This is a genomic window from Rhodanobacter sp. ANJX3 (assembly GCF_014200755.1).
In the GTDB taxonomy this organism is placed as follows: Bacteria; Pseudomonadota; Gammaproteobacteria; order Xanthomonadales; family Rhodanobacteraceae; genus Rhodanobacter.
This window is the reverse complement of record NZ_JACHCM010000001.1, coordinates 343,063-368,572: the sequence shown is the minus strand read 5'-3', so window position 1 is coordinate 368,572 and position 25,510 is coordinate 343,063. Positions and strand designations below refer to the sequence as shown.

Annotated in this window: 18 protein-coding genes; 15 read left to right on the top strand and 3 right to left on the bottom strand. The window is 58.9% G+C overall.

Features of this window, described 5'->3' with window-relative positions:
* Nucleotides 1-53: 53 nt before the first annotated feature.
* A complete protein-coding gene (locus HDE76_RS01435) occupies nucleotides 54-1,163 on the top strand; it encodes a site-specific integrase (RefSeq protein WP_184504978.1) in 1,110 nt (369 codons plus the stop codon).
* A gap of 188 nt (nucleotides 1,164-1,351) precedes the next feature.
* Here HDE76_RS01435 and HDE76_RS01430 read toward each other — a convergent pair whose 3' ends face one another.
* Entirely contained in the window at nucleotides 1,352-1,660 is a 309-nt protein-coding gene (locus HDE76_RS01430) for a hypothetical protein (RefSeq protein ID WP_184504976.1), read from the bottom strand.
* 165 nt (nucleotides 1,661-1,825) lie between these two features.
* Between HDE76_RS01430 and HDE76_RS01425 the strand changes: the two genes are divergently transcribed.
* From HDE76_RS01425 to HDE76_RS01410, 4 genes are all read left to right on the top strand, one after another.
* Nucleotides 1,826-3,841 carry an AAA family ATPase gene (locus HDE76_RS01425; RefSeq protein ID WP_184504973.1) on the top strand — a complete coding sequence of 672 codons (2,016 nt, stop codon included), beginning with the start codon at nucleotides 1,826-1,828 and terminating at the stop codon, nucleotides 3,839-3,841.
* Nucleotides 3,838-5,562 (top strand): UvrD-helicase domain-containing protein, encoded by a 1,725-nt coding sequence (locus HDE76_RS01420; RefSeq protein ID WP_184504970.1) that lies wholly within the window; start codon nucleotides 3,838-3,840, stop codon nucleotides 5,560-5,562. The genes HDE76_RS01425 and HDE76_RS01420 overlap by 4 nt, the downstream gene beginning before the upstream one ends.
* 99 nt (nucleotides 5,563-5,661) lie before the next feature.
* Nucleotides 5,662-7,554 carry a hypothetical protein gene (locus HDE76_RS01415; RefSeq protein WP_184504968.1) on the top strand — a complete coding sequence of 631 codons (1,893 nt, stop codon included), beginning with the start codon at nucleotides 5,662-5,664 and terminating at the stop codon, nucleotides 7,552-7,554.
* 142 nt (nucleotides 7,555-7,696) lie between these two features.
* Complete coding sequence (locus HDE76_RS01410; protein ID WP_184504966.1) at nucleotides 7,697-8,461, top strand: hypothetical protein; 765 nt, start codon at nucleotides 7,697-7,699, stop codon at nucleotides 8,459-8,461.
* 754 nt (nucleotides 8,462-9,215) lie between these two features.
* Here the strand turns inward: HDE76_RS01410 and HDE76_RS01405 are convergent.
* Complete coding sequence (locus HDE76_RS01405; RefSeq protein ID WP_184504964.1) at nucleotides 9,216-10,193, bottom strand: hypothetical protein; 978 nt, start codon at nucleotides 10,191-10,193, stop codon at nucleotides 9,216-9,218.
* Nucleotides 10,194-10,646: 453 nt separating this feature from the next.
* The gene (locus HDE76_RS01400; RefSeq protein WP_184504962.1) at nucleotides 10,647-11,285 is read right to left on the bottom strand and encodes a YkgJ family cysteine cluster protein; all 639 of its coding nucleotides are present in this window, start codon (nucleotides 11,283-11,285) and stop codon (nucleotides 10,647-10,649) included.
* Between the two features lie 737 nt (nucleotides 11,286-12,022).
* On the opposite strand from HDE76_RS01400, the gene HDE76_RS01395 reads away from it, so the two are divergent.
* The 10 genes from HDE76_RS01395 (at nucleotide 12,023) to HDE76_RS01340 (ending at nucleotide 25,500) form a co-directional block, all read left to right on the top strand.
* Nucleotides 12,023-12,985 (top strand): 3-hydroxyacyl-CoA dehydrogenase NAD-binding domain-containing protein, encoded by a 963-nt coding sequence (locus HDE76_RS01395; RefSeq protein WP_184504960.1) that lies wholly within the window; start codon nucleotides 12,023-12,025, stop codon nucleotides 12,983-12,985.
* Nucleotides 12,982-14,283 (top strand): NAD(P)/FAD-dependent oxidoreductase, encoded by a 1,302-nt coding sequence (locus tag HDE76_RS01390; RefSeq protein ID WP_184504958.1) that lies wholly within the window; start codon nucleotides 12,982-12,984, stop codon nucleotides 14,281-14,283. Before HDE76_RS01395 ends, HDE76_RS01390 begins: the two co-directional genes overlap by 4 nt.
* Before the next feature lie 32 nt (nucleotides 14,284-14,315).
* The gene (locus HDE76_RS01385) at nucleotides 14,316-15,812 is read left to right on the top strand and encodes a CoA transferase (protein WP_184504956.1); all 1,497 of its coding nucleotides are present in this window, start codon (nucleotides 14,316-14,318) and stop codon (nucleotides 15,810-15,812) included.
* A 34-nt stretch (nucleotides 15,813-15,846) separates the two neighbouring features.
* Nucleotides 15,847-16,755 (top strand): 3-hydroxyacyl-CoA dehydrogenase, encoded by a 909-nt coding sequence (locus HDE76_RS01380; RefSeq protein WP_184504954.1) that lies wholly within the window; start codon nucleotides 15,847-15,849, stop codon nucleotides 16,753-16,755.
* A 325-nt stretch (nucleotides 16,756-17,080) separates the two neighbouring features.
* A complete protein-coding gene (locus HDE76_RS01375; RefSeq protein WP_221262240.1) occupies nucleotides 17,081-17,917 on the top strand; it encodes an alpha/beta hydrolase in 837 nt (278 codons plus the stop codon).
* Between the two features lie 141 nt (nucleotides 17,918-18,058).
* Complete coding sequence (locus tag HDE76_RS01370) at nucleotides 18,059-19,477, top strand: cytochrome ubiquinol oxidase subunit I (protein WP_343205631.1); 1,419 nt, start codon at nucleotides 18,059-18,061, stop codon at nucleotides 19,475-19,477.
* 8 nt (nucleotides 19,478-19,485) lie between these two features.
* Nucleotides 19,486-20,493 (top strand): cytochrome d ubiquinol oxidase subunit II, encoded by a 1,008-nt coding sequence (cydB, locus tag HDE76_RS01365; RefSeq protein WP_184504950.1) that lies wholly within the window; start codon nucleotides 19,486-19,488, stop codon nucleotides 20,491-20,493.
* 430 nt (nucleotides 20,494-20,923) lie between these two features.
* Complete coding sequence (gene mdtN, locus HDE76_RS01350; RefSeq protein ID WP_221262236.1) at nucleotides 20,924-21,979, top strand: multidrug transporter subunit MdtN; 1,056 nt, start codon at nucleotides 20,924-20,926, stop codon at nucleotides 21,977-21,979.
* Nucleotides 21,960-23,984: an FUSC family protein gene (locus tag HDE76_RS01345; protein WP_184504944.1), complete on the top strand. Its 2,025-nt coding sequence runs from the start codon at nucleotides 21,960-21,962 to the stop codon at nucleotides 23,982-23,984. The genes mdtN and HDE76_RS01345 overlap by 20 nt, the downstream gene beginning before the upstream one ends.
* Entirely contained in the window at nucleotides 23,971-25,500 is a 1,530-nt protein-coding gene (locus HDE76_RS01340) for a TolC family protein (RefSeq protein WP_184504942.1), read from the top strand. Before HDE76_RS01345 ends, HDE76_RS01340 begins: the two co-directional genes overlap by 14 nt.
* Nucleotides 25,501-25,510 lie beyond the last annotated feature (10 nt).

The following is a 25,510-nucleotide window of genomic DNA, read 5'->3' as shown; positions in this document are numbered from 1 at the left end:
AAGTGACGATTATCGTGGCTAGGCGGTCTAAGTCGTAGTATAAATTACATAATATGAAAGAAAATTCCACAATCGCCACACTTAGCGAACCAGCCTCCAGCTTGGCGCTGCCGATCCAGCTAGCTCAGCAAGCTGCCGATGCCGTGCGCGAATTGCTAGCTGAAGCGGCCGCCGCTAACACCACGCGCAGCTACGCCAGCGCCTTGCGCTACTGGGCCGGCTGGCACGCGGCGCGCTACGGCATTGAAATAACGCTACCAGTGCCCGAAGCCACCGTGCTGCAGTTTGTGGTCGATAATGTGGTGCGGCGCTCGGCCGACGGCGAGCTCGCCTGGGAATTGCCGCCTGCCGTCGACCATGCCCTGGTGGCCGCTGGCCTCAAGGCCAAGCTCGGACCGTGGACGCTGGCCACGGTCCGCCACCGGGTTGCCGTGCTGTCGACGGCACATCGACTCAAGCATGCGACCAATCCGTGCGAACAACCGGCGATCCGCACGGTACTCAGTCGGGCCGCCCGCGCGGCGGTCAAGCGCGGTGAGCGGCCGCGCAAGAAGACCGCCATCACATTGGCCGAGCTCGAAGCCATGCTGGCGACCTGCGACGACAGCCTCGAGGGTCTACGTGATCGCGCCCTGCTCTGCTTTGGCTTCGCCAGCGGCGGACGCCGACGCAGCGAGGTGGCGGCGGCCGACCTGCGCGACCTCCGCCGGATCGGTCCGCAGGGCTTCATCTACCGTCTGGAGCACAGCAAAACGCAGCAAGCAGGCGTCACGTCATCCTCAACGCCGGATAAGCCCGTTCTGGATCGCGCCGGCCAAGCGTTAGAGGCCTGGTTGGTAGCAGCAGGTATCGACGAGGGGGCGCTTTTTCGGCGTCTATGGAAACACCGCGTCGGCTCTGCCCTCTCTCCGGCAGCCGTGGGCGAAATCGTGCAGCGACGTGCCAAGCTTGCGGGTCTCGACGGGGACTTTGGTGGGCACAGCCTGCGGTCTGGCTTCGTGACTGAGGCCAGTCGCCAGGGGGTGTCGCTGCCGGCGATCATGGCGATGACTGAGCATCGTGCGGTGTCCAGCGTGATGGGCTATTTCCAGACCGGCTCGGTCGACCAGAATCCGGCTGCGCGGCTGCTGGACGATAAGCCTTCGCCCGAGAAAACCCGATAGCAGAAAGATCGGGCACGCGGCTGGCGGCGCCTTGCATGACGTCATCACCCTCGGTGGGGTCTGAATATTAGGCAGGGGTTGTGGCAATTCTTGCGAGGCCCTTGGACCGCGAGTGATCTGTCGGACACTTCGTTGTGGCGAAGTTTGACTTGACCTTGCAAGCCAGGGCGGCGGCCCTTCCAGTACGGCTAATCTTCGTAACGATGCTCGACGTTGCGCACGACATTGGCGGCCAGGAACAACGTAACGGTGAGGATGTTCATGTCAGGCTGGATGGAGAAGGTTTTGGATTGATCGTACCAACGCCATTCGAAGCGCAAGGTCTCGTCACCATCTTGCCGCTCCCAAATCGTGTGCTGGGACGGCTTGCCATCTCCGAGTTCGACTAAACCGCATCGTTCGGCTGCCGCGACCGCGGCGCCCGCGGATTTTTCCTTTGCGGCGGGAACCACGGCGCTTGCGATGATTTCAAATGCGTCTGTCAGGCTGGGCAGCATTGCGTTTGCCTTGAAGATCTCAATGTGGCGATGAGTCATTGGATAAGGAAATGAGCTTTTTCGGCGCAATCTCCGAAAGAGAATTGATGCCGATCCGGAACATTGTGGACTATCGCTGATGCCCGTTCCGTCGTCTATGCTACCAAGCCAAGGAAGGGGGTATCCATGTATCTTCAGCGCGTTAAATTAGAGAATTTCCGATCGTTCGATGCTTCACAGTTTGAATTGCAGAAGGATCTAACTGTCCTGGTCGGTGAGAATAATGGCGGCAAGAGCAACGCGATCGATGCCATTCGATTGTTGACGAGGCCATTGAGTGGCCGTCGAGAAATCTATTGTGAAACGACCGATGTTCGTTTCCAGTGCGGCGCCAGCCAATTCGAGCTAGAAGCCCACTTCGCGGATCTCTCTGCCGGGCAACAGGGGCGACTGATTTCGGCCGCTACCGATGAGAGCTTGGCTAGGGTCTGCTTCGGCCTTCGATTTGATGGCGGTTACAGCGGCGCAAGGCCGCACTTATGGGCCGGGAGGGAAGGCAACGCCCCAGAGCCCGATTGCCATGAAATGATCCGGCATGTTTACCTGCCTACGCTACGTGACGCCAAGCGCGCGCTCGCCTCGGGCAATCCGACCCGAATCATGGCGCTCCTCAATCACTTTCTCGAGGGGACAAGCGCAGCAGATCTTGCTAAGGATCTTGGTCGCACGCGAGGACATGACGTCCTGACGAAGGTCGACTTGGCCGTGAAGAAGGGATTGTCGGCACTGACCGGCGGCGTGCGGCGTCAGACAGCATCGCTCGGGTTTGCCTCTGACGAATCGTTAATCGATATCGCCCGTGATCTCCGCTTCAAGCTCGCAGATCACGGCGTCGCTCCAGAGGATTTGCGCTATTCGGGTCACGGGTATGCGAACCTGCTGTTCATGGCCACCATAGCAGTCGAACTCGAAAAAGTTCGAACAGCGGATCTGACCCTATTCCTCGTCGAAGAGCCTGAAGCCCATCTTCATCCACAGCTTCAGGCGGCTGTTCTTTCCTTCCTCCGGGATCAGGCAGAACGCTCACGCTTGAACCCACCCGCAGATCATGCGCCGGCGGGTGAGCTGCAAGTGGTCGTGGCCACGCATTCGCCACACCTTTCCGCGTGGGTGAGTAGTGATCGATTGGTGGTGTTCAAGTCGGTGATCTCGTCGGCGAATGGATTGAAGCGCGCGCAGGACGAGCCGGCATCGCTCGATGCCAGCATCATAGAGAGTGTATTGGACTCGAAAATGACCAGCGGCGAGGCTGGCGCCGGATCGGTGGCAGCCACCGTCTCGGCCACGGTTCCCCGGCGTGCAACCCGATGTTTGCCGCTCGCAAACATGCCGCTTACGCCTCTTGATCGACGAAAGGTCGACCGTTACCTCGATGTGACGAAGGCGGCACTGCTGTTTGGAGGACGTGCGCTTTTGGTGGAAGGTATTGCGGAGGCCCTCCTTTTGCCTGCCATCGCAAAGCACCATACGCTCAAGAATCATCCCGAAAAGCTCAGGTTGTTTCGTTCGGCTGTCTTTTTGCCGATCGATGGAGTCGATTTCGCACCCTATGTGACTCTCCTGCTTACGGAGCTAAATGGTGTGCGTATCGCTGATCGTGTCGTTGTGATGACCGATGGCGATAAGGGGCTCAAATTAGAGGGCGAAGACGAGGAAGGCGACTTCGCGGATGATGCTGCGCCCGCCTCGACCAGCATGCCAGCCGCAACGCCAGCGGATCCGAGGGGATCATCCAAAGCAGGCGCTGAAGACGTCGGGGAGGAGGCGAATGAAGTCGAAGAATCGCTCATTCCCGGCGAGCAGCGTAAGTCGTCACTGGAGAAGCTCGTTGGAAAATTGGGGGCGAGCGACTATTTCGCCGCTATCACCAGTACGTATTCACTCGAGTCGGAGCTCATCGAAGCAGGAAACGTGGAGATCCTTGAGAAGTCATATCTCGAACTCCATCCACGATCAAAAAAGAAATGGCGCAATGCAATAAAGCTCGAGGGCGATGAGCGCGCCAAGGCTGTGCATGCGATTTTCAAGAAAGCGCGAAAAGGAGACTTCGCGCAGATCCTCGCTCGCTTGATCGAGGACGGCGAGGAGTTCACGGTCCCAACCTATATCGCGACCGCCATCGAACAGTTGGTTGTGGCATGACCGACGCCTATTCGCCGACGCCTGAACAAGAAGCCATTGTCGCGCATGAGGGCCCGGCGTTCGTAACGGCTTGTCCAGGCGCCGGGAAAACACGAACGATGGTCGAGCGTGCCCGACAACTCATGACCGATGACGACGATCGGCGTGGCGTAGCCTTCTTGTCCTTCACGAACGCTGCAGTTGATGAGCTTGAAAGCCGTCTGCGTAGCTTCAACATCCTCCCGACACCGCTATTTCCGAGCTTCATTGGCACGTTCGACCGATTCCTCTGGCAGTTTTTCGTCGCGCCGTTCGGCATGGAAGGTTGTGAGGTCGCTCCGCGCCTCATTCCGGACAAGCGGGAATGGCAGATTCAACCGCATCCAAAAATGCAGCCGCTACCTCTTCGTGCATTTGATCGCCAGACCGGAAAAGTGAACCGGCAGGTTGCAGCGGAGCTAGGATATCCCGCCGATCGCGACGTTTCGCGCCATGAAGCGCACGCGCTCAAGGTACTGACCGCGGCACTCACCAAAGGGCATGTGGACTTCGATGACGTGCGCCAGTGCGTCCGCGTGCGACTTGGTGATAAGGCATTCGCAAGTCGATTGGGAACGGCTCTCGCGGCACGCTTCCGAGAGGTAGTGGTTGACGAGGCTCAGGATTGCAACCCTGAAGACCTCGAGATCGTTCAATGGCTGCGGGATTCTGGTCTGACCGTCAAAGTGATCTGCGATCCCAATCAGTCGATCTATCAGTTCCGGGGAGGCGTCACCGACGAGCTCAACAAATTCGGTGCGCGCTTTGATGCCCGCGACCGATTGCCGATGAGTGGGAACTTTCGATCAACGCCGGCAATCTGTTCGGCGATTGTCGCTTTGCGTCCGCCGGCTTCTCGAGCCAGTCCCGATCAAGCGCTTGGACGACATAAGGGCGACCTAACTCCGGTTTATATCCTGGCATACGGCGGAACAGCCGTGCCCGACGCGGTTGGCAAGAGATTCAACGAAATCACCAAATCGCTCGAGATTTTGTCTGCAGATGCACCTGTTCTGGCCTCCAGGCTGGTAACCGCCGCCAAAGCGATTGGGCATCCATCACTTGAGGAGACCGAGCACATGACGCTGGTCCTCGCCAGGGCCGTGACCGATTTTTATTTTTCCTTTGGCCTGGGAAATCGGCGTGAGACGCTCGTTGGCCTCCATCGTGCAGTTCTACTCATCCAAGATAAGATCGGGTCGCTCGGTGAATATCATGAATATGTCGCGACCAATGCCCTCGATGATGGTCGCTGGAGGCCCGAAATCATCGAAATTGCTGCTGCTCTGCGGTTTGCGGATGGAATGGATGCTGGTGGATGGCTCACCATCGCCCGCGACCTCTTGGGTCCTGGATTCATCGGCACCGGAACGATTGGGCAGAGACTGAGGTCGCACGCCAAGTTAGGCGCAGCATTGGCGAGCCCGCCAGTGGATTTCCATCCGGCACGCACCATTCATTCAGCGAAAGGGATGGAGTTCCCTGCCGTCTGCGTTGTCCTCACGATCAAAAAGGCAGGCGATATCTTGGCCCATCTGGAGGGTGCGGGTGGTGCTGAGGCCGGAGAGGACGCACGCAAGATTTACGTCGCCGCCTCAAGAGCTCAGCAGTTGTTGGTGATGGCGATCCCCAAGAGCAAAGCGACACGACTGAGCTTGCTCCTCACGTCCTTCGGCAGTGCTACCGTCATTAATCAAATCTGAGTTGTACGAACACCGGGCCGGCGGCTGGACGCGATTTGGGACGTCATTGAGCACCTCCCCTCCATCCATGACGACATGTTTCTTTCGGGAGCTTCCTGCATGACCGAACGCCTGATCCCATGGGCGCAAGCCACGATCGAAGATGCCGAAGCCTTCGACTTTGCCGTTCCCGCGGTGGCGATCCGGGAAGCGGCCGCGCACGCCATCGGCTTGCAGTATGCGCACGAACGCGCTGCGTTGGAAAACGATGCAACCCAAGTGCCTCGGGTGCGCGTGCTGGCTTTGCTTTCATCCGCCCTGCAAATGCTTGAGCAACTCCATCTGCCGAAAGCCCCTTATGGTCCCAACATGCAGATGGGGGATGGTCGAACGGCCATTCCTGCCGATTGGCAAGGCGAGAGCGTCGCAGTCCTGGAACGCCTCGGACAACGCGCAACCCACCCAGCGATCCGAGCACGACTCCTTGATGTCGCCTGGTTCCTCGAACGAAAGCGCGTGCAAGGGGGCCACGGCGCGGCGGTGGCCTACCTGGCTATTGCCCAGGGCCTGCGCGATGGAACGCTGGTCAACGCCATGGACGCCGAGTTTCCCGGCGCCCAAGCCCTCACCATGCGGGACGCTTTGCGACGCGGATTGCAGATCTGCATGCAGCTGCGGCCGAACGAACCTGAGTTGACGGCGATCACCACCTTTGTCCTCGAAGTGGCGGATTACTTCGAAGCGACTGAGCAACGCGATGGTCTCTTGGCCATGCTGACCCTGGCTTACGATTTCGAACTCGGGAACTCCGAAGCCTGCGCCACACGCCTCGAAAAGCTGGCGGAGGGATGGACCGAACGCGATCCACATGTTCAGAGCGACACGTTTGTGTTGGCGGCCAACGCGTGGCGGCAAGCCAAGAGCGTTGAGGGCAACGAACGCTGCCTCATGCAGGCCAGCAGCATCCTGGCTGCTCATGCCGAAGCCATTGCCCATGCGCTCCATGCATCGCATTGGTTGCAGCAGGCGATTGACCTGCTTAGGGGACTGCGGTCGCTGAAGGCCAAGGAGCGCAAGCGGGACCTTCGCATTGAGCTCATCCGCAAGCAGGAAGCCATTGACGATGAGATGGGGCAATTTGAAGAACCCATCGATCTCTCCGACATCATCGAAGCGACGGCCGCCGAAGCGGAAGGCCTCTCGCTGTTTGACGGGCTGTTTCTGTTGGCCGATCTGGCTCATTCTCCGGATCCGGACGAATTGGCAGAAGACGCGCGGCGGCTCATCGCCCAAAACCCGTTGTCCGCGATGCTCGACGTCCAGCAACACGACAGCGATGGGCACGTGCGGTTTCGCGCATCGGGGGCGCTACCCGGGCAAGCGTTACCCGATGCCCTTGAACATCGGATCAGCCAAACCGAGTCGCTCAACCGCAGCCTCATCGTCGAAGGTCGAATTAAAGTTGTCATCCAAAACCTGTCGATGCACTATCCCATCGTCGAAGATGATCTCCTCCTGCTGTGCCGGGAGAGCCCTTTCGTGCCGACCGATCTCACGCGCACCTACGCCAAGGGCTTGACGGCATTCCTACACGGGAACATGGCGGTGGCCTTGTCGGTGCTCACCCCCCTGCTGGAGGCGTCGCTGATCTACGTGCTCAAAGGGCACGGAGTGGATGTCGTCCGTCACGACCAAGAGGCAGGCACGCAGGAAGACATGTCGATCACCCAGTTGTTCGACACGCTCCGCGACACGCTCCGCGACACGCTCAACACCATCTTCGGACAGGCGATCGTGGATGATATTGACCGGGTTTTCCTGGCGCGATCGGGCCCTGGCCTCCGGCACGCGGTCGCGCATGGAACGATGAACGACGGCACGCCTTACTCGGCCGACGCCCGCTATGCCTGTTGGCTGATGTTTCGGCTGGCCCTGCTGCCGCTCTTTGGACGGTATGCAGAACTTCGCGCCATCGTGGACCAGCGCCTCCGGCGTCATGGCGTGGGGAGTTGAGCCCAAGCGCAGTGCTGAAAGGGCCGCTGCCCCCATACGACGGAATGCCCCTGAATCCGTGGCGGGGGCCTTGTCGAACCTTTAGTGGGGGTGCGCCGCCCATTAGACTCCCGGGCCATCCCGACCAAACATGAGTGCAACAATGAGTGTCGAACGCGATGAAGCTGCCCTTGACTCAAAAGAGCCTGGCCGCCGCGCTATCTTCTTCTTGATCAAGGTGTTCACCGACGGGGCGCATGCCGACGCCTTTTTAGATGGAAAGCTCTGGTGCAATCGATTGTCCTACTTCAAGGGCATCGAAGATCCACAAGGCCAAACGCGTGGCGACCCCTTCGAGGGCGTCGTCACGTGGCGACAACCGGGGGACATCAAACTCACGGTGACGATCGATGACACCACGAGTTTCGACATAAACCAACTTGCCGCGCCGTTCCAGGTCGAAGCTACGGTTCTCAACGACGTCCACCTCTTCTGTCTTTACGCGGCGCACAGCGACCACCTGGTGGATGTGGTGAAGGACGGAAGCGATGTGATCGGCGGGTCGCTGCGCGTGCCGATGGACCTTGCCAAGTTCGGAGAACACGTCGTGCTGGTCCAGGCAGGTCCCTTCATTGATCGGGTCGCCGCCACCATCAAAGGGAACCGGCATTGGGGCACCGCCGGATTGGTTGAGTATTACGATCCCGAAATGTTCAGTGGTGAGTTCACTCCGAAAGAGGCGCTGCTGCGAAAGCGCAAAGAATTCGACTTTCAAAGCGAATATCGGTTTGCGTTCAACGCCGAGACCAGGGGAACGAGACCCCATACCCTCCAAGTGGGCTCTTTGCGAGACATTGCATGGCGGCTCAGCGGCGATGATTTGCGCGGAGGCATCACGCTGAACCTCACGCAAAAGGCCCCCGCGTAGACAAGCGCGCCGCCGTCGAAGCCATCGCTCTCGCTCATCGTCAAGTTTTTCGCAGAAGTGCCGATGTCCCTTCAGCCAAATCCGGGCGAGCCCCCCCGTAAACAGAAAAGGGCCCCGAGATTTTCGAACCTGGGGAACCGCACATCCAACGTGACGCGGCTGCATCCCAAGACGTTGCGACGCCCACACCGGATGCCCCCAAGGTCGCCGACTCGACACCCTGACGCGCCGGCGCCCTCCCGCGGTAGAAACGAAAAGCCGGGTGGGCCTGGCATCACGGTGCCTCGAGGTCAACGCCCCCTCAGCATTGTTGGGCGGGACACGCTGGCGCCCCCGCGTGGGCACAGGAGAGTTCGTCGCCGCACTCGACGTCACGGCTGATCCCAGACCTTGCCGAGCTGATCCCGTTGACGCGGTGCTGCTGGTAAACAAGGCAAACGCCTCGCTGCGCCAAGGGACAACGCATCGTTCTCTCTTCCATCGGAAAGGGCTGCAACCGCTGACTCATCTGTGTCACCTTTGGTTTGGGTCATGGTAACGACTTCCTCTTCACGACCGACGAAACCATCCACCGTGAACTCGCACGTTGCTTGCGCACTGTTCACCCGACACCCGCGCGCCGAATCACGACGCCCCTAAGTCAATCCTCCGGACGCCGACAGCGTCCAATCGAAATACGTCTTCGTTGGAAGGCGGCCGATCTAGACAGCGATTTGAGCGGCATTCACTTCCCACGGCGTTCCAAAACGATCGGTCAATCCATGGGTGGGATCACCGGCACCTTCATGGCCGAGTAAACACGCTGGGCACACTGATAGATCACATTTCTGTTGTAGCCACCCAGCTGGGTCATGTCGTCCGATCGGTGGTGAAAAAACAGCTCGTTGGGTGGCCGGTGATAGCCCTGCACGACCCACGATGGTGCATGTGGCACCAAGGCGTCCAACCGGCCGAACACGTAGCGAATGAAGGCGTGCGACGTCAGATTGAAATCAAATCCGTCTTTCCCATTTTCTCGGACGCTGGTGCTGAATGCGCGATCCGAGACCAAGCACACGGGATCGGCATAGGTGCAGATCATGACGCCCACCGCACCCTGCGGCCCTTCAAAGAGACTGGTCATCATGCCAGCGAGAATGCTGTTTTCGTCGCCCTCGCCCTTGTCACGTTCGACAAACAGCATGAAGAGCGCTTTCAACCAGTCCACATAGTTTTGATCGGTGATGCCCAGTTCCTGACAGAGCCATTGCTGATGGGGCCGTCGTCCGTTGAGGATGCGCTCGAAGTAAGCGCGTTTCTGAGGGCACGTCGGCTCATAGTTGGCGAGCACACCAAATGTGTTCAGAACCTTTTCGACGCAATAGGGGTTTCGGGCGAAGTTCAAGATCTTCGCGGTGAACAGCATCTTCAAATCCTGATGAAACGAAGGATCCACCTCTTTGAAATCCCTTCCGTTCGCCCAAGCGGCGCCGTCTGCCTTCAGGCGATCCAACACTCGCACTGTGGTGGCTTTGACAACGCCTTCGTATCGGCCGAACAGCGTTTCAAAGTTGGCCCTCAAGCCGTTGTCCGGTGCCACATCGAAACTGAAAAGATCACGGATAGCCGAGTTCTCGGAAATCAAACGGCCCTTTGGGTTTTCCAACTGCAAGGTCCGTTGCTCGCGGTCCACCAACTTGAACGAATAAATCCGCTGTCGGTCACGCGCCGCCCCAGGGTTGGCCGCATTCAATCGCTGCTCCACCTGGGGCAGATAGTGCTGGTGCTTGGTGGTGTTGATGAGTTCCGCGGTGCCTGAGTATAGGCCCCTGGTAGGGTTCGCCCGCGGGCCAGGGTTGGGATAGATGGATCCCTTTCGACCCACTATATTCTGCCTTGACGCACCCTGCGACGAATATCCCAACTAGGCATAACTTCTATTGAGTCGGCGTTTACGTTTCATCAAGAACGGCTTGAATGGCTGGGTGAGGTGACCACAGGTGATCGCCTCATCAGTGCTTTGGTAAGGGACACCGACGGCACCGGAGCCGTGCCTGGCCGTTCCGATTCAATGACGATGCGCATGCCGCCAGGCGGGCCAGCAGAGGTCTGACTGACCTCGCGAACACACCCAACAGAGCACCCACCAAAGGCCGTAGAGAGCGTATGCCCCACCCCCGATAACCCTTCCAAATCGCCGCGCCACTCAAGGTGAGAGGGATTCGCCTGCGCTACTCGTGACAGGGGAAGTCGGAAAGTAATCACGAAGGTCGCGTATCTGGCTCGGCTGGCTGCGGCCATCCCGTTTGACGATCTCGACAAATGCTTCATCGATGCCCGTCAAGCGCATTAAAGGTAGCTTGACTTGATGGGCCCGTGCCGCCAAACACCAATAGTTGGTTTCTGTAAGCATCACATGCTGTCGGCACACCATAGGCCTCACGGCGTAGATTCCGCACGTGGCTTTTTTGGTGAGGAAGGGGCAGCGTCTTCCGTGCCCAGGCTGATGGCTCGCCGGTAGCGACGGCAACGGCAGATCGAGCGATTGAGCGATGAGTTCGGCTTCCAAGGGGTATACATCGACTTTGTAGTAGCAACACGAACTGCAGGCCCGCCGGCAAGCCGTGAACGGGCCGATCGCCTTATAAATCGGCGCTATTCTTTGGTGAAGTATTTGCAACTGCTCTATTGGTGTGCCCGCCGTAGCAGCAATCGTCTCTGGCATTACTTTTTCGTCAGCCTGGATCGAAGGGGAAACACCCGCCTCCAAGCGCCTAGCGTTTTCATGGGCATGAACTACAGCCCAGGTGGGATTTATTTCAGGGTTATCGATCCATCGTGTCATCGAGCTTGATCTCTTGAGTGAACGTCTCTCACTGTGCCCCGCCCGCGCGCATCGCCCTAAGGGAGCTCGAATAAATGCCGAGAATTTAAGGCCCGAGAAGTTTGCGCGATCTTGCCTTGAAGTATGCGCGCCATGCCAGCGGCAATGTGTCCTAGATGCGAAGCCATGCACTCTGCCACCTTCGATAACTTGGCCATAATCACCTTCCCAGCGTGGCTTTAGCGAATTGTGACTATTGTCTCACCCGTACCGACCGTAGGACGAAGTTATCGCTGCGGAAATCCTGTAAACCAGTGTGGCCGACGTCCCTATTTTTAAAGTCGCGTGCGATTCCCGAGCTGTGTGCCGGACAGGTAGTCAGGTGGCTTCTCCTATCAACGGTTTAGCTGATCCAATCATGAACATGGCCGATCCGATCATTTCGTGACCGATCTGATCATCGGAGACTAGATGCCACAAAACCTCGGCATCTTTTTATCCGGAGCGAACAGATAGTGGCCAACTCAATCCGGACCAAGCGAACTTGGATCCCGATGCAACTACCACGTTGAACTAGATCCTCGTCGCGGATTTCAGCCGATTCGCGTGTTGAGAAAGATTGAGCATGTCCTGCGAGTGTGTCCAGGTAGCCCCTCGTTTTGGGGATGCGTCAGCATCGCGCTCACCGATAGCCTTGTCAGTGACGCCCTCGCTCGGGATCAGAGCTCCATCCCCCCGCACCATCGTGGAGACGAATCATGCATACCCTCAGTTCGATAAATTCCTACGCTGGAAAGACAGCTGTTGTCATAGGTGGCGGCGTGATCGGCGCTTCCTGGGCTGCGCTGTTTCTAGTCAACGGACTCAAGGTGATAATCAGTGATCCCGACCCAGAGATTGAATCAAAGGCTGAGGCCCTGATAACCGCGGCCCTGCCTGCGCTCAAAGCGCTTGGTTACAAGGCAACCGATGTCGAGGCAAACCTCTCCTTTGAAAAGGACAATGCCAAGGCAGTCGTTAAGGCGGACATCGTCCAGGAGTGCGCACCAGAAAAGGTCGAGTTCAAGCAGGCGCTGTGGAAGACCATCGAAGCAGCCGCACCTAAGCACGCACTGCTTTTTTCATCGAGCTCGACTATCCCCGCTTCGGCGCAGTTCACTCAGATGGTTGACCAGTCACGACTACTGATCGGCCACCCCTTCAATCCGCCTCACCTGATGCCGCTGGTAGAGGTCGTCCCGACACCGAAGACGGACCCGGAGATCACGGCGAAGGCACTCGCTTTCTACAGAGGTGTAGGCAAGATTGCACTGGAGATCAGGAAGGAGATTCCCGGGTTCGTAGCGAACCGGCTGCAAGCGGCAATCTTCCAGGAATCCGTTTTTCTCGTCGCCGAAGGCGTGGTCAGCTTGGACCAGCTCGACGACGTGGTTACCAGTTCCCTTGGAATCCGCTGGGCGACATCGGGTCCTTTCCTGTCGTTCCACCTTGGTGGGGGACCGGGCGGCCTTTCCCACTTCATTGAGCACCTTGGCCCACCGATGGAGCTCGCGTGGAAGCATCTAGGAAAGGCCAGCTTTGACGACGCCACCAAGGCGCTGCTCGCCAAACAGCTCGCGACTACCTACGGGACCTCGTCCTTCTACGCTTTATCGGAAGTCCGCGACGACAAGGAAGTGGCTGTCATCAATGGATTGGCTCAAGTCCAGAGCCCGGCATGAGCCAGATACCCGCCAGTACGAAGAACATCGTCATTGTTGGCGGGGGCGCTGGCGGCGCCGAACTGGCGGCGGCGCTGGGCCGACGGTTCGGCCGCTCAACCATGAACGTGACACTGGTTGACTGCGCAACCCATCACCTCTGGAAGCCGCGCTTGCACGAAGTGGCCGCCGGCCTTCTCGGGGCCGGTGAAGACGAAACCTCTTATCTGGCGCTTGGGCGGGCGAACCATTTTCAATTTCGCCTGGGCGCCCTAGTCGGTCTCGCCCCTTTTGCTAAAACCATCTCTCTGGCTGCCGTCAAGGACTCCCAGGGCGGCGATCTCTTGGGTCCGCGCGACCTCCAGTACGACCAGTTGGTGTTGGCATTCGGTTCGCAGGTCAACGACTTCGGCATCGAAGGCGTGGCTGAGTACTGCCACATGCTGGACAGTGGTGACCAGGCGCTCGCCTTTCAACGTCACCTCTTGGAACAAGCGGTCCGGGTCTCGGACGGCGCGCTTGAACGCCTGAGCATTGGCATCGTCGGTGCGGGTGCCACGGGTGTTGAGCTGGCCGCGGAACTCCACCATGCCGTAAGCGCCATGCATCGCTTCGGTGGATTGATGCCTGCCGAGCAGCTCGACATCACGCTGGTGGACATGGCGCCACGAGTGCTTGCTAACAGCGACCCATCGACATCTGCGTACGCCATGACCGCGCTCAAGCGGTTTGGTGTACGGGTCCATTTAAACGCCGGCGTGGAGCGGATTACCGCGGAAGGGCTCTTCCTCAAGGGTGGCGAGTTCGTTCCGTGCGTGATGAAGGTATGGGCTTCCGGCATCATCGGCCGGCCACTAGCCGCGACTCTCGAAGGAATTACCGTCGACCGATCGCGACGATTGGTCTGCGATGACCACCTGCGCTGCCAGGGCGTTAACGATATCTACGCTCTAGGTGACTGCGCCCTGACCCTCGATCCGTCTACGCAACGCCCGTTGCCGGCGACGGCGCAGGTCGCGCATCAGCAAGCTGACTATCTTGCCAAGCAGCTGGCAGCGCCACCGGCAAAGATCGCATCACGCCCTTTCGTTTATCGGCCGATGGGTTCCTTGGTTTCGCTCGGGACCGCGCCTGCCGCTGGCGAATTACCCCGCGCAGCACGCAGCCCCATCACCTTCCGCGGGCTGACTCCCAAGGTCCTCTACTCAGCGCTCCAGCTGATGCACCGCGGTGCACTGATCGGCTGGGGCCGGACCGCTGTCCTCGCACTGGCTGATCGTCTCCGCCGAATCACGGCGCCCCCCGTCAAGCTCCACTGAATTACTCACATATTCCCATCCAGGAAGTCAACATGTCTGTCGAAGCCGGTGAGAAATTTACCAAGCAGCTTGAGTTCAACCTGTCGAACCGCTCCACAAGCTGCGATTTCGACTTAGCTGCGGAGACGGAGGCCGTGCTGAACAGCGTCGGTGCCACCTCGTCTGAAAGCGGCGGCCGGCTGTCCTTCTACGGTAAGGATCCGATTGTCCCGAGTGTGGTGCGCTTCGGATCCATGGCCGCCGTCGCCTTGGCCGCGAAAGCCCTGCAGATCGCCTCGATCTGGCGCCTGCGAACCGGACGCTCGCAAGACATCCAAGTCGATGTGCGCAAGGCGCTACGCCGCTTCAGTCCTTTCATCGACCGGAAGTGGGAAACGGTGAATGGCTACGACGGCGGCATGTATTCCGACCCTGACAATCCGTACTTCGCCTTGATGTACGAAACCAAGGATGGCAAGTGGGTTCTGCCTACTAACCCTTACCCGCAGATCCATCTCAAGATGGCCACGCTACTCGGTGTACCGAGCACACCGGATCTCGTCGCCAAGGCGATCAAGCAATGGGATAGCGAGGCCCTGGAACAGGCCGCCGTCGACGCGGGCGTCGTTATGCCTCTCGCGCGACCGCTGAAGCAAATCCTTGGGATGGATGTGTTTCGCCAAGGCCTGCGGGATTTCCCCCTGATTTCCGTGCAGAAGATCACTGAGAGCGAACCCAAGCCGTTCGCCCCCAATGGCCGCGACCCCTTGTCAGGTATCCGGGCATTGGGCCTGGCGCACGTGATCGCTGGTGCGTCCATCGGGCGAGCCCTGGCCTTGCACGGGGCCGACGCCCTCAATATCTGGGCGCCGGAGGACTGGGAACACAACGTGTTCCTCTATACCTCTAACGTCGGTGTGCGGTCAGCGACATTGCGTATTAAAGACGCCGAAGCGCGCGCCAAATTCATGGAACTGATGGGCGGAGCCGACATCTTCTACTCAAACCGGCGCCCTGGTTATCTTGAACGTCACGAGCTCACCGCCGATGCGCTTTGCAAGAATTTTCCGGGGCTCATTCATGCTCAAGTTGTCTATGCCAATCAACAGGGCCCATGGTCCGACCGCGTAGGCTTTGACGTGTCTACGGGCTTGACGATGGGCCTGTTTTGCTTGGAAGGTAGTGACGATAAACCCGCTCCCCCACCTATCAAAGTAGTCAACGACTACGTCGCCGGCTGGCTTGCGACCATAGGCGTCCTCCAGGCATTGAAGCGGAGAGCGGTCGAAGGCGGCAGCTACAAGGTGGTGGTGTCGCTGTCGAAGGTGACGCTTTGGCTGATATCGATGGGCATCTTCGACAAGGCCTTCGCCGCGGAGACGGCTGGCTCCGCCGACGAGCACACCTATGTGGCGCCCGACCAGTTCAGCGCCGTCACCCCATTAGGACTCTATACCGGGGTGACCGAGCAGGTCGAGATGACCGAGACGCCGGGCCACTACCGCTTCGTGCTGGAACCCCGTGGTGCCGCGCAACCGCAGTGGCTTTGAACGCCGACCACAACCCCCTCTTGGAGACAAACACATGACCACGTCCTCGGACAGGCTTCTCCTGCTGAATATCGGCAATCCGTCCCGCCTCTTGTCGGCGTCCCCTGACGGCGGCGACATCCAGACTCTGGTGGCCGACCTCGGCGTAGCGCCTGACGGCATCGCGATCGACCCCATCCACCGTCACATCTTCTGGACCTACATGGGCACGAGCCATGATGGCGAAGACTTCTTTGTCAATGACGGCTCCATCGAACGGGTAGATTTCGATGGTAAGAACCGAACGACCATCGTGCCAAAGGGTGGAACCTTCACACCGAAGCAAATGCAGTGCGATGCAAAGCGCAGCTTCATCTACTGGTGCGATCGCGAGGGGCTGCGCGTCATGCGCGCCCGGCTCGACGGCTCAGAGGTGACGATCCTTGTTCAAACAGGCTCAACGGAGGAGGAGCGCCGCGATCGTCGCCGTCACTGCGTCGGAGTTGCGATCGATCCAGAAGGTGGCTTCCTCTATTGGACCCAGAAGGGCAAGCCCGACGGCGGCGAAGGGCGAATCCTGCGCGCCGCTCTGGATCTACCTAAGGGCATCGATCCGGCGAAGCGCCCTGACATCGAAGTGCTCTTCGACAATCTGCCCGAACCGATCGACCTGGAATGGGTTGAAGAAACGGGCTATCTCTACTGGACCGACCGCGGGGCTCCGCCAGCGGGCAATACGCTCAACCGCGCGCTCATCCGACCGGACCAGCCGATGATCTGCGAGATTATCCTGACAGGGCTGCACGAAGGCATTGGCCTCGCGATTGATCGCCAAAACAAGCGGGCCTTTACCAGCGACCTGGGTGGCTTCGTGCAAATGGTGAGCTTGGATCACCCGGATGCCGGCAAGGTCGTCTTCTCTGGGCACGGGCCTCTTACGGGCATTGCTTACCTCGACGCGTAGCTTGCAGCCTTATGCCCTTTCTCGATGGCGCGAGATCGTCACTGCGTCTGATCATTCCAGATGCTCTCAGCGCCGCTCTTGACCATCAAGTGAAGGGCCACCCTCACGGAATAGAAGATTGGCCACGCTATTTTGATGCTCCCAACGGAGGAACGAAGTCATGTCGAAAACCACTTCTCACGATTCATCTCGAAGGCGATTCATTACCCAAAGTGCCAGTTTGGCAACTGCCGCGGCACTTGTCCCTTCCCTCATCTCAAGTCAGCTGTTTGCTTCGACGGCGCCCATCAAATCTTCCTCTTCAAACCACAAAGGAGACTCGGCCATGAGTTCGATCACCACGAAAGACGGAACAGAAATCTTCTACAAGGATTGGGGTCCGAAGAACGCCCAACCTATCGTCTTTCATCACGGCTGGCCGCTCAGCTCTGACGACTGGGACACGCAGATGTTGTTCTTTCTCGCCCAAGGTTTCCGAGTCGTCGCCCATGATCGCCGCGGCCACGGCCGCTCTGCCCAGGTCAGTGACGGACACGACATGGATCATTATGCGGCCGACGCCGCAGCGGTATTTGAACATCTCAACTTGAAAAACGCTGTCCACATCGGCCATTCGACGGGTGGCGGCGAAGTAGCGCGCTATGTTGCAAAGTATGGACAACCCCAGGGGCGCGTCGCCAAAGCCGTTCTCGTCAGTGCTGTTCCGCCACTCATGCTCAAGACTGCGAGCAATCCAGGCGGCACCCCGATCGAAGTTTTCGATGGCTTTCGTAAGGGACTGGCAGCCAATCGGTCGCAATTCTATATCGATGTGGCGTCGGGCCCTTTCTATGGGTTCAATCGTCCGGGGGCGAAAGTTTCCCAAGGCATCGTCCAGAATTGGTGGCGCCAAGGCATGATGGGCGGAGCCAAAGCCCACTATGACGGCATCAAGGCCTTCTCGGAGACTGATCAGACCGCTGATCTGAAGGCCATCACTGTGCCGACACTCGTTCTTCAGGGCGATGATGACCAAGTCGTTCCCTATAAGGATGCGGCCGTCCTCCAGGCAAAGCTCATCAAGAATGCAACGCTGAAGATCTATCCCGGATTCTCGCACGGGATGCTCACCACGCATGCTGATGCGATCAATCCGGATCTCCTCGCTTTTATCAAGGGTTAGTCACAACCGCTACACCTCGGCTGCGATGCACGCGTGAGGGTGCATCGTAGTCGTTATCAATTGAGCGATTGGAGAGAGCCATTAATAGGCTTCACGCGAACAGTTCGTTTCATCCCTCATTTCAGTACCGGACACATGGCCGTGAATCACACCATTGACGCCCTGCTGCTTGCGCGAATGCAATTTGCGTTCACGGTGTCGTTTCACATCATATTTCCTGCGATCAGCATCGGATTGGCCAGCTTTCTTGCCGTTCTGGAGGGGCTGTGGCTGCGCACCGGGAAAGTTGTCTATCGCGAGCTGTTCTTTTTCTGGTCAAGAATATTTGCGGTTGGCTTCGCCATGGGCGTTGTGTCAGGCGTCGTGATGAGCTACGAATTCGGCGCCAACTGGGCCGGCTTTTCACAGGTTGCCGGAGCGGTTACCGGTCCATTGCTGGCCTATGAGGTCCTCACCGCGTTTTTTCTGGAAGCAGGCTTTTTGGGGATTATGCTGTTCGGCTGGACGCGAGTGGGTCCACGCCTGCACTACTTAGCAACAGTAATGGTAGCCATTGGCACGCTGATATCGACCTTCTGGATATTGGCATCCAACAGCTGGATGCAGACACCTCAAGGCTTCGCGATCGTCAACGGAAAGATCGTCCCGGTGGACTGGCTGAAGATCGTCTTCAACCCGTCATTTCCTTACCGCTTGCTGCACATGGCCATCGCTGCGTTCATCGTTGCTGCCATGATTGTGGGCGCATGCGCGGCGTGGCACCTGCTTCGCGGGCGACGCGATTCGGCCATAAAAAAATCCTTCTCGATGGCCATGTGGATGGTCATCTGCGTGGTTCCTATCCAAATGGTGGTGGGTGACGCTCATGGCATCAATACGCGCCGCTTTCAGCCCGCGAAAATTGCGGCCATTGAAGGTTTGTGGGACACCGAGAAGGGCGGCACATCGCTGAACCTTGTCGGCTGGCCCGATATGCAGGACGAGGTGACCCGTTACGCGATCAAGGTTCCGCATCTCGGAAGCCTGATTCTCACCCACAGCTGGGGCGGTGAGATCCAAGGCCTCAAGGCTTTCGCCCCGGCAGACAGACCGAATTCGACCATCGTTTTCTGGAGCTTCCGCATCATGGTCGGCATGGGGTTTCTCATGCTCTTTCTAGGCTCGCTCGCGCTGGTACTGCGTCGCGGTGGGAAGCTTTATGAATCGCGCTTTCTGCAGCGGTTCGCGTTGCTGATGGGACCCTCAGGACTGATCGCCTTGTTGGCAGGTTGGATAACGACGGAAGCAGGTCGCCAACCCTGGGTGGTTTACGGGGTGTTGCGCACGGCAGATGCCTCCTCTGCCTTGTCAGCGCAGCAGGTCGGCACGTCATTAATGATATTCGTCATCGTGTATTTCCTGGTGTTCGGTACAGGCATCTATTACATGATCAAGCTCATGGGTAAGGGCCCATCGCTGGGTGACCAGGCACCCGATCCTCATGACAGTGATATAGGGATAGGAGCGTCGCGCTTCGATCTTCCTCCCATCTCAGGCCTCAGCGACGCCATCGACGAGTAGATTCCGATATGCATATTGACCTTCCCATGATTTGGGCCGGCATCATCGGTCTGGGTGTCTTTATCTACGTGTTGCTCGATGGCTTTGACCTCGGTATCGGCTTGCTTTTTCCGTTCTTCAATGCCGAGGGTGATCGCGAGATCATGCTCAACACTGTCGCGCCAGTGTGGGACGGCAATGAGACATGGATGGTGCTGGGAGGTGCATGCCTGTTCGCGGCCTTTCCGGTTGCGTATGGCACGCTGCTTCCCGCGGTCTACCTGCCATTGATCGCGATGCTTTGTGGCCTGATTTTTCGCGGCGTTGCCTTTGAAATTCGGGCCAAAGCGCATCGAACACAACCCCTATGGGATCTCGCCTTCATGGCTGGCTCCTCCATGGCGAGTTTTTCACAGGGCGTAATTCTCGGAACGTTGCTACAAGGCATTGCGATTGTCGATGGCCGGTTTGCAGGAAATCCTTATGGATGGCTGACGCCCTTCAGTCTTTTTTGCGGCCTGGGACTGCTCGCGACTTACGCTACGCTCGGATGCGGCTGGCTGATCATGAAAACGGAGGGTGAGCTTCAGCGGCGAATTCGCCGGATGGAAAAGCCGCTCATACTCTTCCTGTTTGGCATCATTAGCATGGTCAGTCTGTGGACCGTTCTGGAACAACCCATCGTCGCCGCACGTTGGTTTGCCAAACACAACTTCCTCTACTTCGCACCGGTTCCTGTTCTAGTCGTGGCATGCGTCGTCGGCATCCTCATTTCCAACGCGCGCGAACACGAGAAGCTCCCGTTTTTGCTTACTCAGGCCATCCTTTTCCTCGGTTACAGCGGCCTTCTGATAAGCATTTTCCCGAACATCGTGCCGCCCTCGCTGACCATCTGGGTAGCGTCATCTCCGCCTTCGAGTCAGAAATTTGCCTTGGTGGGCGTCCTTATCATTCTGCCCATCATTTTGACCTATACCGCTCTTTCCTACTGGGTATTTCGCGGCAAAGTTCGACTCGGTGACGAGAGCTATCACTAATGGATCATTCCAAACCAATTCCGTTGCGCAAGAGGCTGCGCTGGTTCGTCCTGCTTTACGCAGGCGGGGTTCTAGCCATGCTCACTGTCGCAATGATCTTTCGCATTCTCGTCCTCGACGTGGTTCGTTGAAGCAGCCCGTGAATTGACATGCATACGCGTCCAAGCCCCTACACAAATACGCTCCTGACCTCACTGATCTCGATCATCCTCAGTGGATGCGCTGATCGCGGAGCTCCCTCCTTCGCCTTGGCTGGCGCCTTTTTCCCAGCCTGGATGATCTGCGCGCTCCTCGGAATCGTAGCGACGATCGTGGCACGGGTGGGATTTGTCATCTCGGGCATCGCCGACGTGCTTCCGTATCAACTCTTTGTTTGTACATCCATCGGGGTTTGCATCGCGTTCCTAGCTTGGTTGCTGTGGTTCGGGCAATGACCATGATGACTGCGGGCACACGCCATCACGCCTCCTGGGCCAAGCTGATCTCGCTTGCGATCATCATGGTGGCAGCCCTGTTCGGGCTCTACACACTTCATCAGCATTCGATAAAACCCTCCACCGACGACGCAACTATCGACGCTGACGTGGTGCACGTAGCCTCGGTGGTCGGTGGCCGCGTCATCGACATCCAGGTTGCAGAGAATTCCCGCGTCGCCAAGGGCGACCTGCTCTTTCAGATCGACCCAGTGCCATATCGCCTCGCTGTGCAGCAGGCGCAGGCCGACCTCAACATCGCGCGAGCCGCCTTGGCAACGCAGCAGCGCGTGCTGTCGACCCAGCGTTCCGCGGCGACCATTGCGACTGAGCAGGTGCGGCGTGCGATGATTAATCTCAATCTTGCGACTCGCACCGTCGTGCGGATAAGCCCACTCGCGGCCAAGGGCTATGTGCCGACGCAGCAACTGGATCAGGCCTTGACCGCTCAACACGATGCGGCAACCTCTCTTGAGCAAGCCCGCGAACAGCAGGCAGCTGCCACTCAAGCCGTCGACACGAAAGCCGGTGCCGAGGCGACTGTCCAAGCCCGGCAGGCAGCACTCGCCATCGCGCAGCGTGGTCTTGAGGATACGACCGTGCGCGCCAGCCACGCCGGACGAGTTGTCGGACTGTCGGTGCTTACAGGTGAGATCATCGCGCCTTCGCAAAGCTTGTTCACCCTGGTCAATGATGACGAGTGGTTCGCGGTCGCCAACTTCCGAGAGATCGATCTTCGCGCCATCGCAGTCGGCGATTGCGCAACAGCCTTCTCGATGATCGACCGTGCTCGGCCGATCAAGGGAGTCGTGCAGGGCATCGGTTCAGGCGTGCTGGACACCGACCGCATCAACCTGCCGCGCTCCGTCCCCTATGTCGAGCGCTCGCTCAATTGGGTGAAGGTCGCCCAACGCTTTCCTGTTCGCATTCGCCTTGAAGATCCACCTCAGGGGCTCATGAGGCTGGGCGCCACCGCCGTCGTCGAGGTGAACCATGGTGCTGCCTGCAAGTAAGCGGTCCGGCTCGACCATGGCAGGGCTGGCTGCACTCCTGGCACCGGCTCCAGGCCGACTGGGGTTCGCCGCCAGGCTGGCGCTGATTTGCGCAATGACCACGTTGCTCGTCGAGATTTACCAGACGCCCGAGCCGGCACTCACCATCTATCTTGTCTTCTTCGTTATCAAACCCGACCGGGCGACGAGCGTCGTCACCAGCGTCGTGTTGCTTTTGTTGATAACGCTGATCATCGGTGCTGTTCTTCTGATTACGATGCAGGTCATCGACCAGCCGCTTTGGCGTGTGGTTGCCATGACGATCATCTCATTCGGCCTGTTGTTTCTGGCATCGGCCAGTAAGCTCAAACCCATCGGCGGGATCATCGCCTTGATTGCGGCTTATGCCTTGGATCTCCTAGGCACAGCACATATGGGCGAGATCGCGACCCGGGCGCTACTTTATGCGTGGCTCTTCGTCGGGATACCTGCCGGCGTCTGCATCGTAGTCAACCTCTTCCTCGGGCCGCCCCCCCGGCGACTGGCCGAGAAAGCACTGGCGCATCGCCTTAGCCTCTGCGCCATCGTGCTTCGCACGCCAGATCCTGAAGCTCGCCGAGCGTTCGAGGAGTACTTAAACGAAGGGCTTGGCGAAATCGCCGCGTGGCTGAAACTGGCGGGCGCCGAGAAAACGTCACCGCCGAAAGACATCGCCGCGCTGCGGCAAGCGGTCCAATCCACCGTCGTGATCCTGTCGATGGTGGAGGTAATCGTCCGTGCCCCGGAACGGCTGTTCCCCGAAGCTCTTTGCGGACGCATCGCGCAAACGCTCGACGATATGGCTGCGATCCTCCGCAAGGGTGGCTACCCGATAGATGTCGCCCTGGATGATGTGGAAGATAAGACCATATTCATGCCGCTTGCGACTGCTGTCCTTGCGGAGCTCCAGGCAGCGCTGACGCACTTCGCCGAGCCTCCGGTGCCGGAGGCGTCCCCTAAATCGGAAGAAAGAGCCGCAGGAGGTTTCTTTCTTCCGGATGCATTCACCAACCCCGCGCATGTTCAATATGCAATAAAGACCACATCGGCAGCGATTTTCTGCTACTTCGTGTATTCGCTGCTCGATTGGCCTGGCATCCATACTTGCCTGATCACGTGCTATATCGTCTCGCTCGGTACGACCGCGGAGACCGTTGAGAAGCTGACGCTTCGTATCTTCGGCTGCCTGGTCGGCGCTGTCGCGGGCATCGCAGCTATCGTGTTTCTAATGCCGAACGTCACCTCGATCGGCGCTCTGATGACCCTCGTATTCCTGGCGGCGCTGGTCTCGGGCTGGATAGCCGTCGGCAGCCCCCGTATTTCCTATGTCGGCTTCCAGATCGCCTTCGCCTTCTTCCTCTGTGTGGTCCAGGGTTCGTCGCCCGCCTTCGATATGACGATCGCGCGTGATCGAGTCATTGGCATCCTCTTCGGCAATCTTGTCGTGGCGCTCGTATTCACCTTCATCTGGCCAGTGAGTGTGGCCCGACGCATTGATCCCGCCATCGCAACCCTTCTGCGGCGGCTCGGCACCATGGTGTCGGCACGAAGCCGACCGGCGCGATGGACGCTCGCCGCTGAGGCCCATGCGTTGCTCGGCGCCATCGAAACGGATATCACCCTCACCCGCTACGAACCGCGCTCGATTCGCCCTGCTCCAGGCTGGCTGGAGCGACGGCGGGAGGCTGTACAGACCCTGGCGCAGTTACAAGGGCTACTGCTGATCGGCGCCGAACAGGACCCTTCAGCTTCCGGCGTTATCACGCTCCGACTCAACAGGCTGGTCGATGAATTCGACCCTCATCGCGGACCCGCGGAAGTGTTATCCGGGAACGAGACCCCGACACTGCAAACCGAGCAAGGGGAAGAACGGACTGTCTGCGGCATGATCAGATTCATCGAGGACCCCCTTGCAAAGCTGGAGCAAGTAGTTACACAGCCATCTATAAGTGACGGGGAAGGAAGCGGCGACTATGCGCACGTGTAAGGGAGGCATCGTCCTCATCCTGACCTCGCTTTGCTTGTCTGGCTGCGCGACGTCGGCGCTCGATATGGCCCCAGAGAGTGCCGACCGGCCGTGGACGCCGACCACCACGACAAATGGCGAGATCATCGCGGGGGCGCGAGCAGAGTCGGATACGTCAGGTGGATATGTATTGCCGGCCAATTCGGCGCTCGCGTTCGTTGCAGCACCACCTGCTGTCGATTCCGGCAAAGCCTATTCTCTGCCAGAGCTGATCGATCTCGCCGAATCAAGTAATCCGGAGACACGGATTGCTTGGAACGATGCGCGGAAAGTTGCCCTCGCCGCCGGCATTGCAGAAAGCACGTATCTCCCAAGAATCACAGCGACAGCGATCGGTGGATATCAAGGGAGCGACGGACGTGATTCCGCGCTCGGGACGAACTTCAATAGCAACGGGTCGGCGAGCGGCACCGTCTCGGCGATATCTCTTGAATGGCTTCTTTTCGATTTCGGTGAACGCGCTGCGGTCGTCGATGCCGCGAAGCAGGCCTCGGTGATATCGAACATCGCTTTTACCGAAGTGCATCAGCAGGTCATTTACAACGTCGCTTTGGCTTTCTATGCGCATGCCGCGGCACAGGGGCGCCTTATCACCGCTACCCAGTCGCTGAAGAACGCGCTGATCGTGCAGGACGCAGCTGCGGACCGCTACAAGCACGGGTTCGGCACCGTCATGGAGACCGCGCAGTCCCGTCAGGCGACAGCCCAGGCCAACCTGACACTCGTCCAGGCGACGGGCGGAGTCGAGGACGCTTACCTCGCGCTGATCACCGCAGTGGGCATCTCGCCACTGACAAAGATCCGGGTGGCCGATGTCTCCGACCGCAAGCTGTCGCCGGCCATCGCCCCCTCTGTGGAGAGTATCATCACCAGCTCGCTGGCGAGGCGTCCGGACGTTCTAAGCGCCTACGCAGCCCAGAAGGCGAGTCTTGCTAACGTGCGCGCCGCGCATGCGGAGTTCATGCCGAAAATTTTTGTATCGGCGAACGGTTCGTACAATTCCGGCGGGTTGGATGTAACCGGGCTACCGTCAGTTGGCCAGCAACCGTCAACCGTCAACATCAATGGTAATCGGTTAGGCGGCGCTGTCTTTGTGGGAGTAACGATTCCGCTTTACGACGGCGGAATTAGAAATGCAAGACTGGCGCAAGCTCGCGCTGAGAGCGATAGCGCCGACGCCAGGCTGACGCGCGTACGCGAAGACGCCGTCCGCCAGATCGTGTTCGCCGACAATGCCCTGCACACGAGCCTTTCAGCTTATGCCGCTTCGCAAAGCCTGGCGGCCGCGGCACAGACGACGTTCGACGCTGCGCTGGCGGCCTATCGCAGCGGTGTCGGCTCCATCACCGATCTCACCTTGGCTGAAAGCCAGCTCCTGCAGGCAAAGAACGCGTCCACCGATGCTTACAGCACGGCGCTGTCGGCCGCCGCGACGCTGGCGCTTTCGACCGGGACGCTCGGCACTGCGCCACAATAAGCATCTGGGG

Excerpts from the sequence above, each read along its gene's own strand:
- HDE76_RS01345 (WP_184504944.1), top strand. The coding sequence starts at position 21,960 with ATGGTGCTGCCTGCAAGTAAGCGGTCCGGCTCGACCATGGCAGGGCTG.
- HDE76_RS01415 (WP_184504968.1), top strand. The coding sequence starts at position 5,662 with ATGACCGAACGCCTGATCCCATGGGCGCAAGCCACGATCGAAGATGCC.
- HDE76_RS01410 (WP_184504966.1), top strand. The coding sequence starts at position 7,697 with ATGAGTGTCGAACGCGATGAAGCTGCCCTTGACTCAAAAGAGCCTGGC.
- cydB (WP_184504950.1), top strand. The coding sequence starts at position 19,486 with ATGCATATTGACCTTCCCATGATTTGGGCCGGCATCATCGGTCTGGGT.
- HDE76_RS01435 (WP_184504978.1), top strand. The coding sequence starts at position 54 with ATGAAAGAAAATTCCACAATCGCCACACTTAGCGAACCAGCCTCCAGC.
- HDE76_RS01390 (WP_184504958.1), top strand. The coding sequence starts at position 12,982 with ATGAGCCAGATACCCGCCAGTACGAAGAACATCGTCATTGTTGGCGGG.
- HDE76_RS01420 (WP_184504970.1), top strand. The coding sequence starts at position 3,838 with ATGACCGACGCCTATTCGCCGACGCCTGAACAAGAAGCCATTGTCGCG.
- mdtN (WP_221262236.1), top strand. The coding sequence starts at position 20,924 with ATGACCATGATGACTGCGGGCACACGCCATCACGCCTCCTGGGCCAAG.
- HDE76_RS01375 (WP_221262240.1), top strand. The coding sequence starts at position 17,081 with ATGAGTTCGATCACCACGAAAGACGGAACAGAAATCTTCTACAAGGAT.
- HDE76_RS01380 (WP_184504954.1), top strand. The coding sequence starts at position 15,847 with ATGACCACGTCCTCGGACAGGCTTCTCCTGCTGAATATCGGCAATCCG.
- HDE76_RS01430 (WP_184504976.1), bottom strand. The coding sequence starts at position 1,660 with ATGCTGCCCAGCCTGACAGACGCATTTGAAATCATCGCAAGCGCCGTG.
- HDE76_RS01385 (WP_184504956.1), top strand. The coding sequence starts at position 14,316 with ATGTCTGTCGAAGCCGGTGAGAAATTTACCAAGCAGCTTGAGTTCAAC.
- HDE76_RS01425 (WP_184504973.1), top strand. The coding sequence starts at position 1,826 with ATGTATCTTCAGCGCGTTAAATTAGAGAATTTCCGATCGTTCGATGCT.
- HDE76_RS01395 (WP_184504960.1), top strand. The coding sequence starts at position 12,023 with ATGCATACCCTCAGTTCGATAAATTCCTACGCTGGAAAGACAGCTGTT.
- HDE76_RS01400 (WP_184504962.1), bottom strand. The coding sequence starts at position 11,285 with ATGACACGATGGATCGATAACCCTGAAATAAATCCCACCTGGGCTGTA.
- HDE76_RS01340 (WP_184504942.1), top strand. The coding sequence starts at position 23,971 with ATGCGCACGTGTAAGGGAGGCATCGTCCTCATCCTGACCTCGCTTTGC.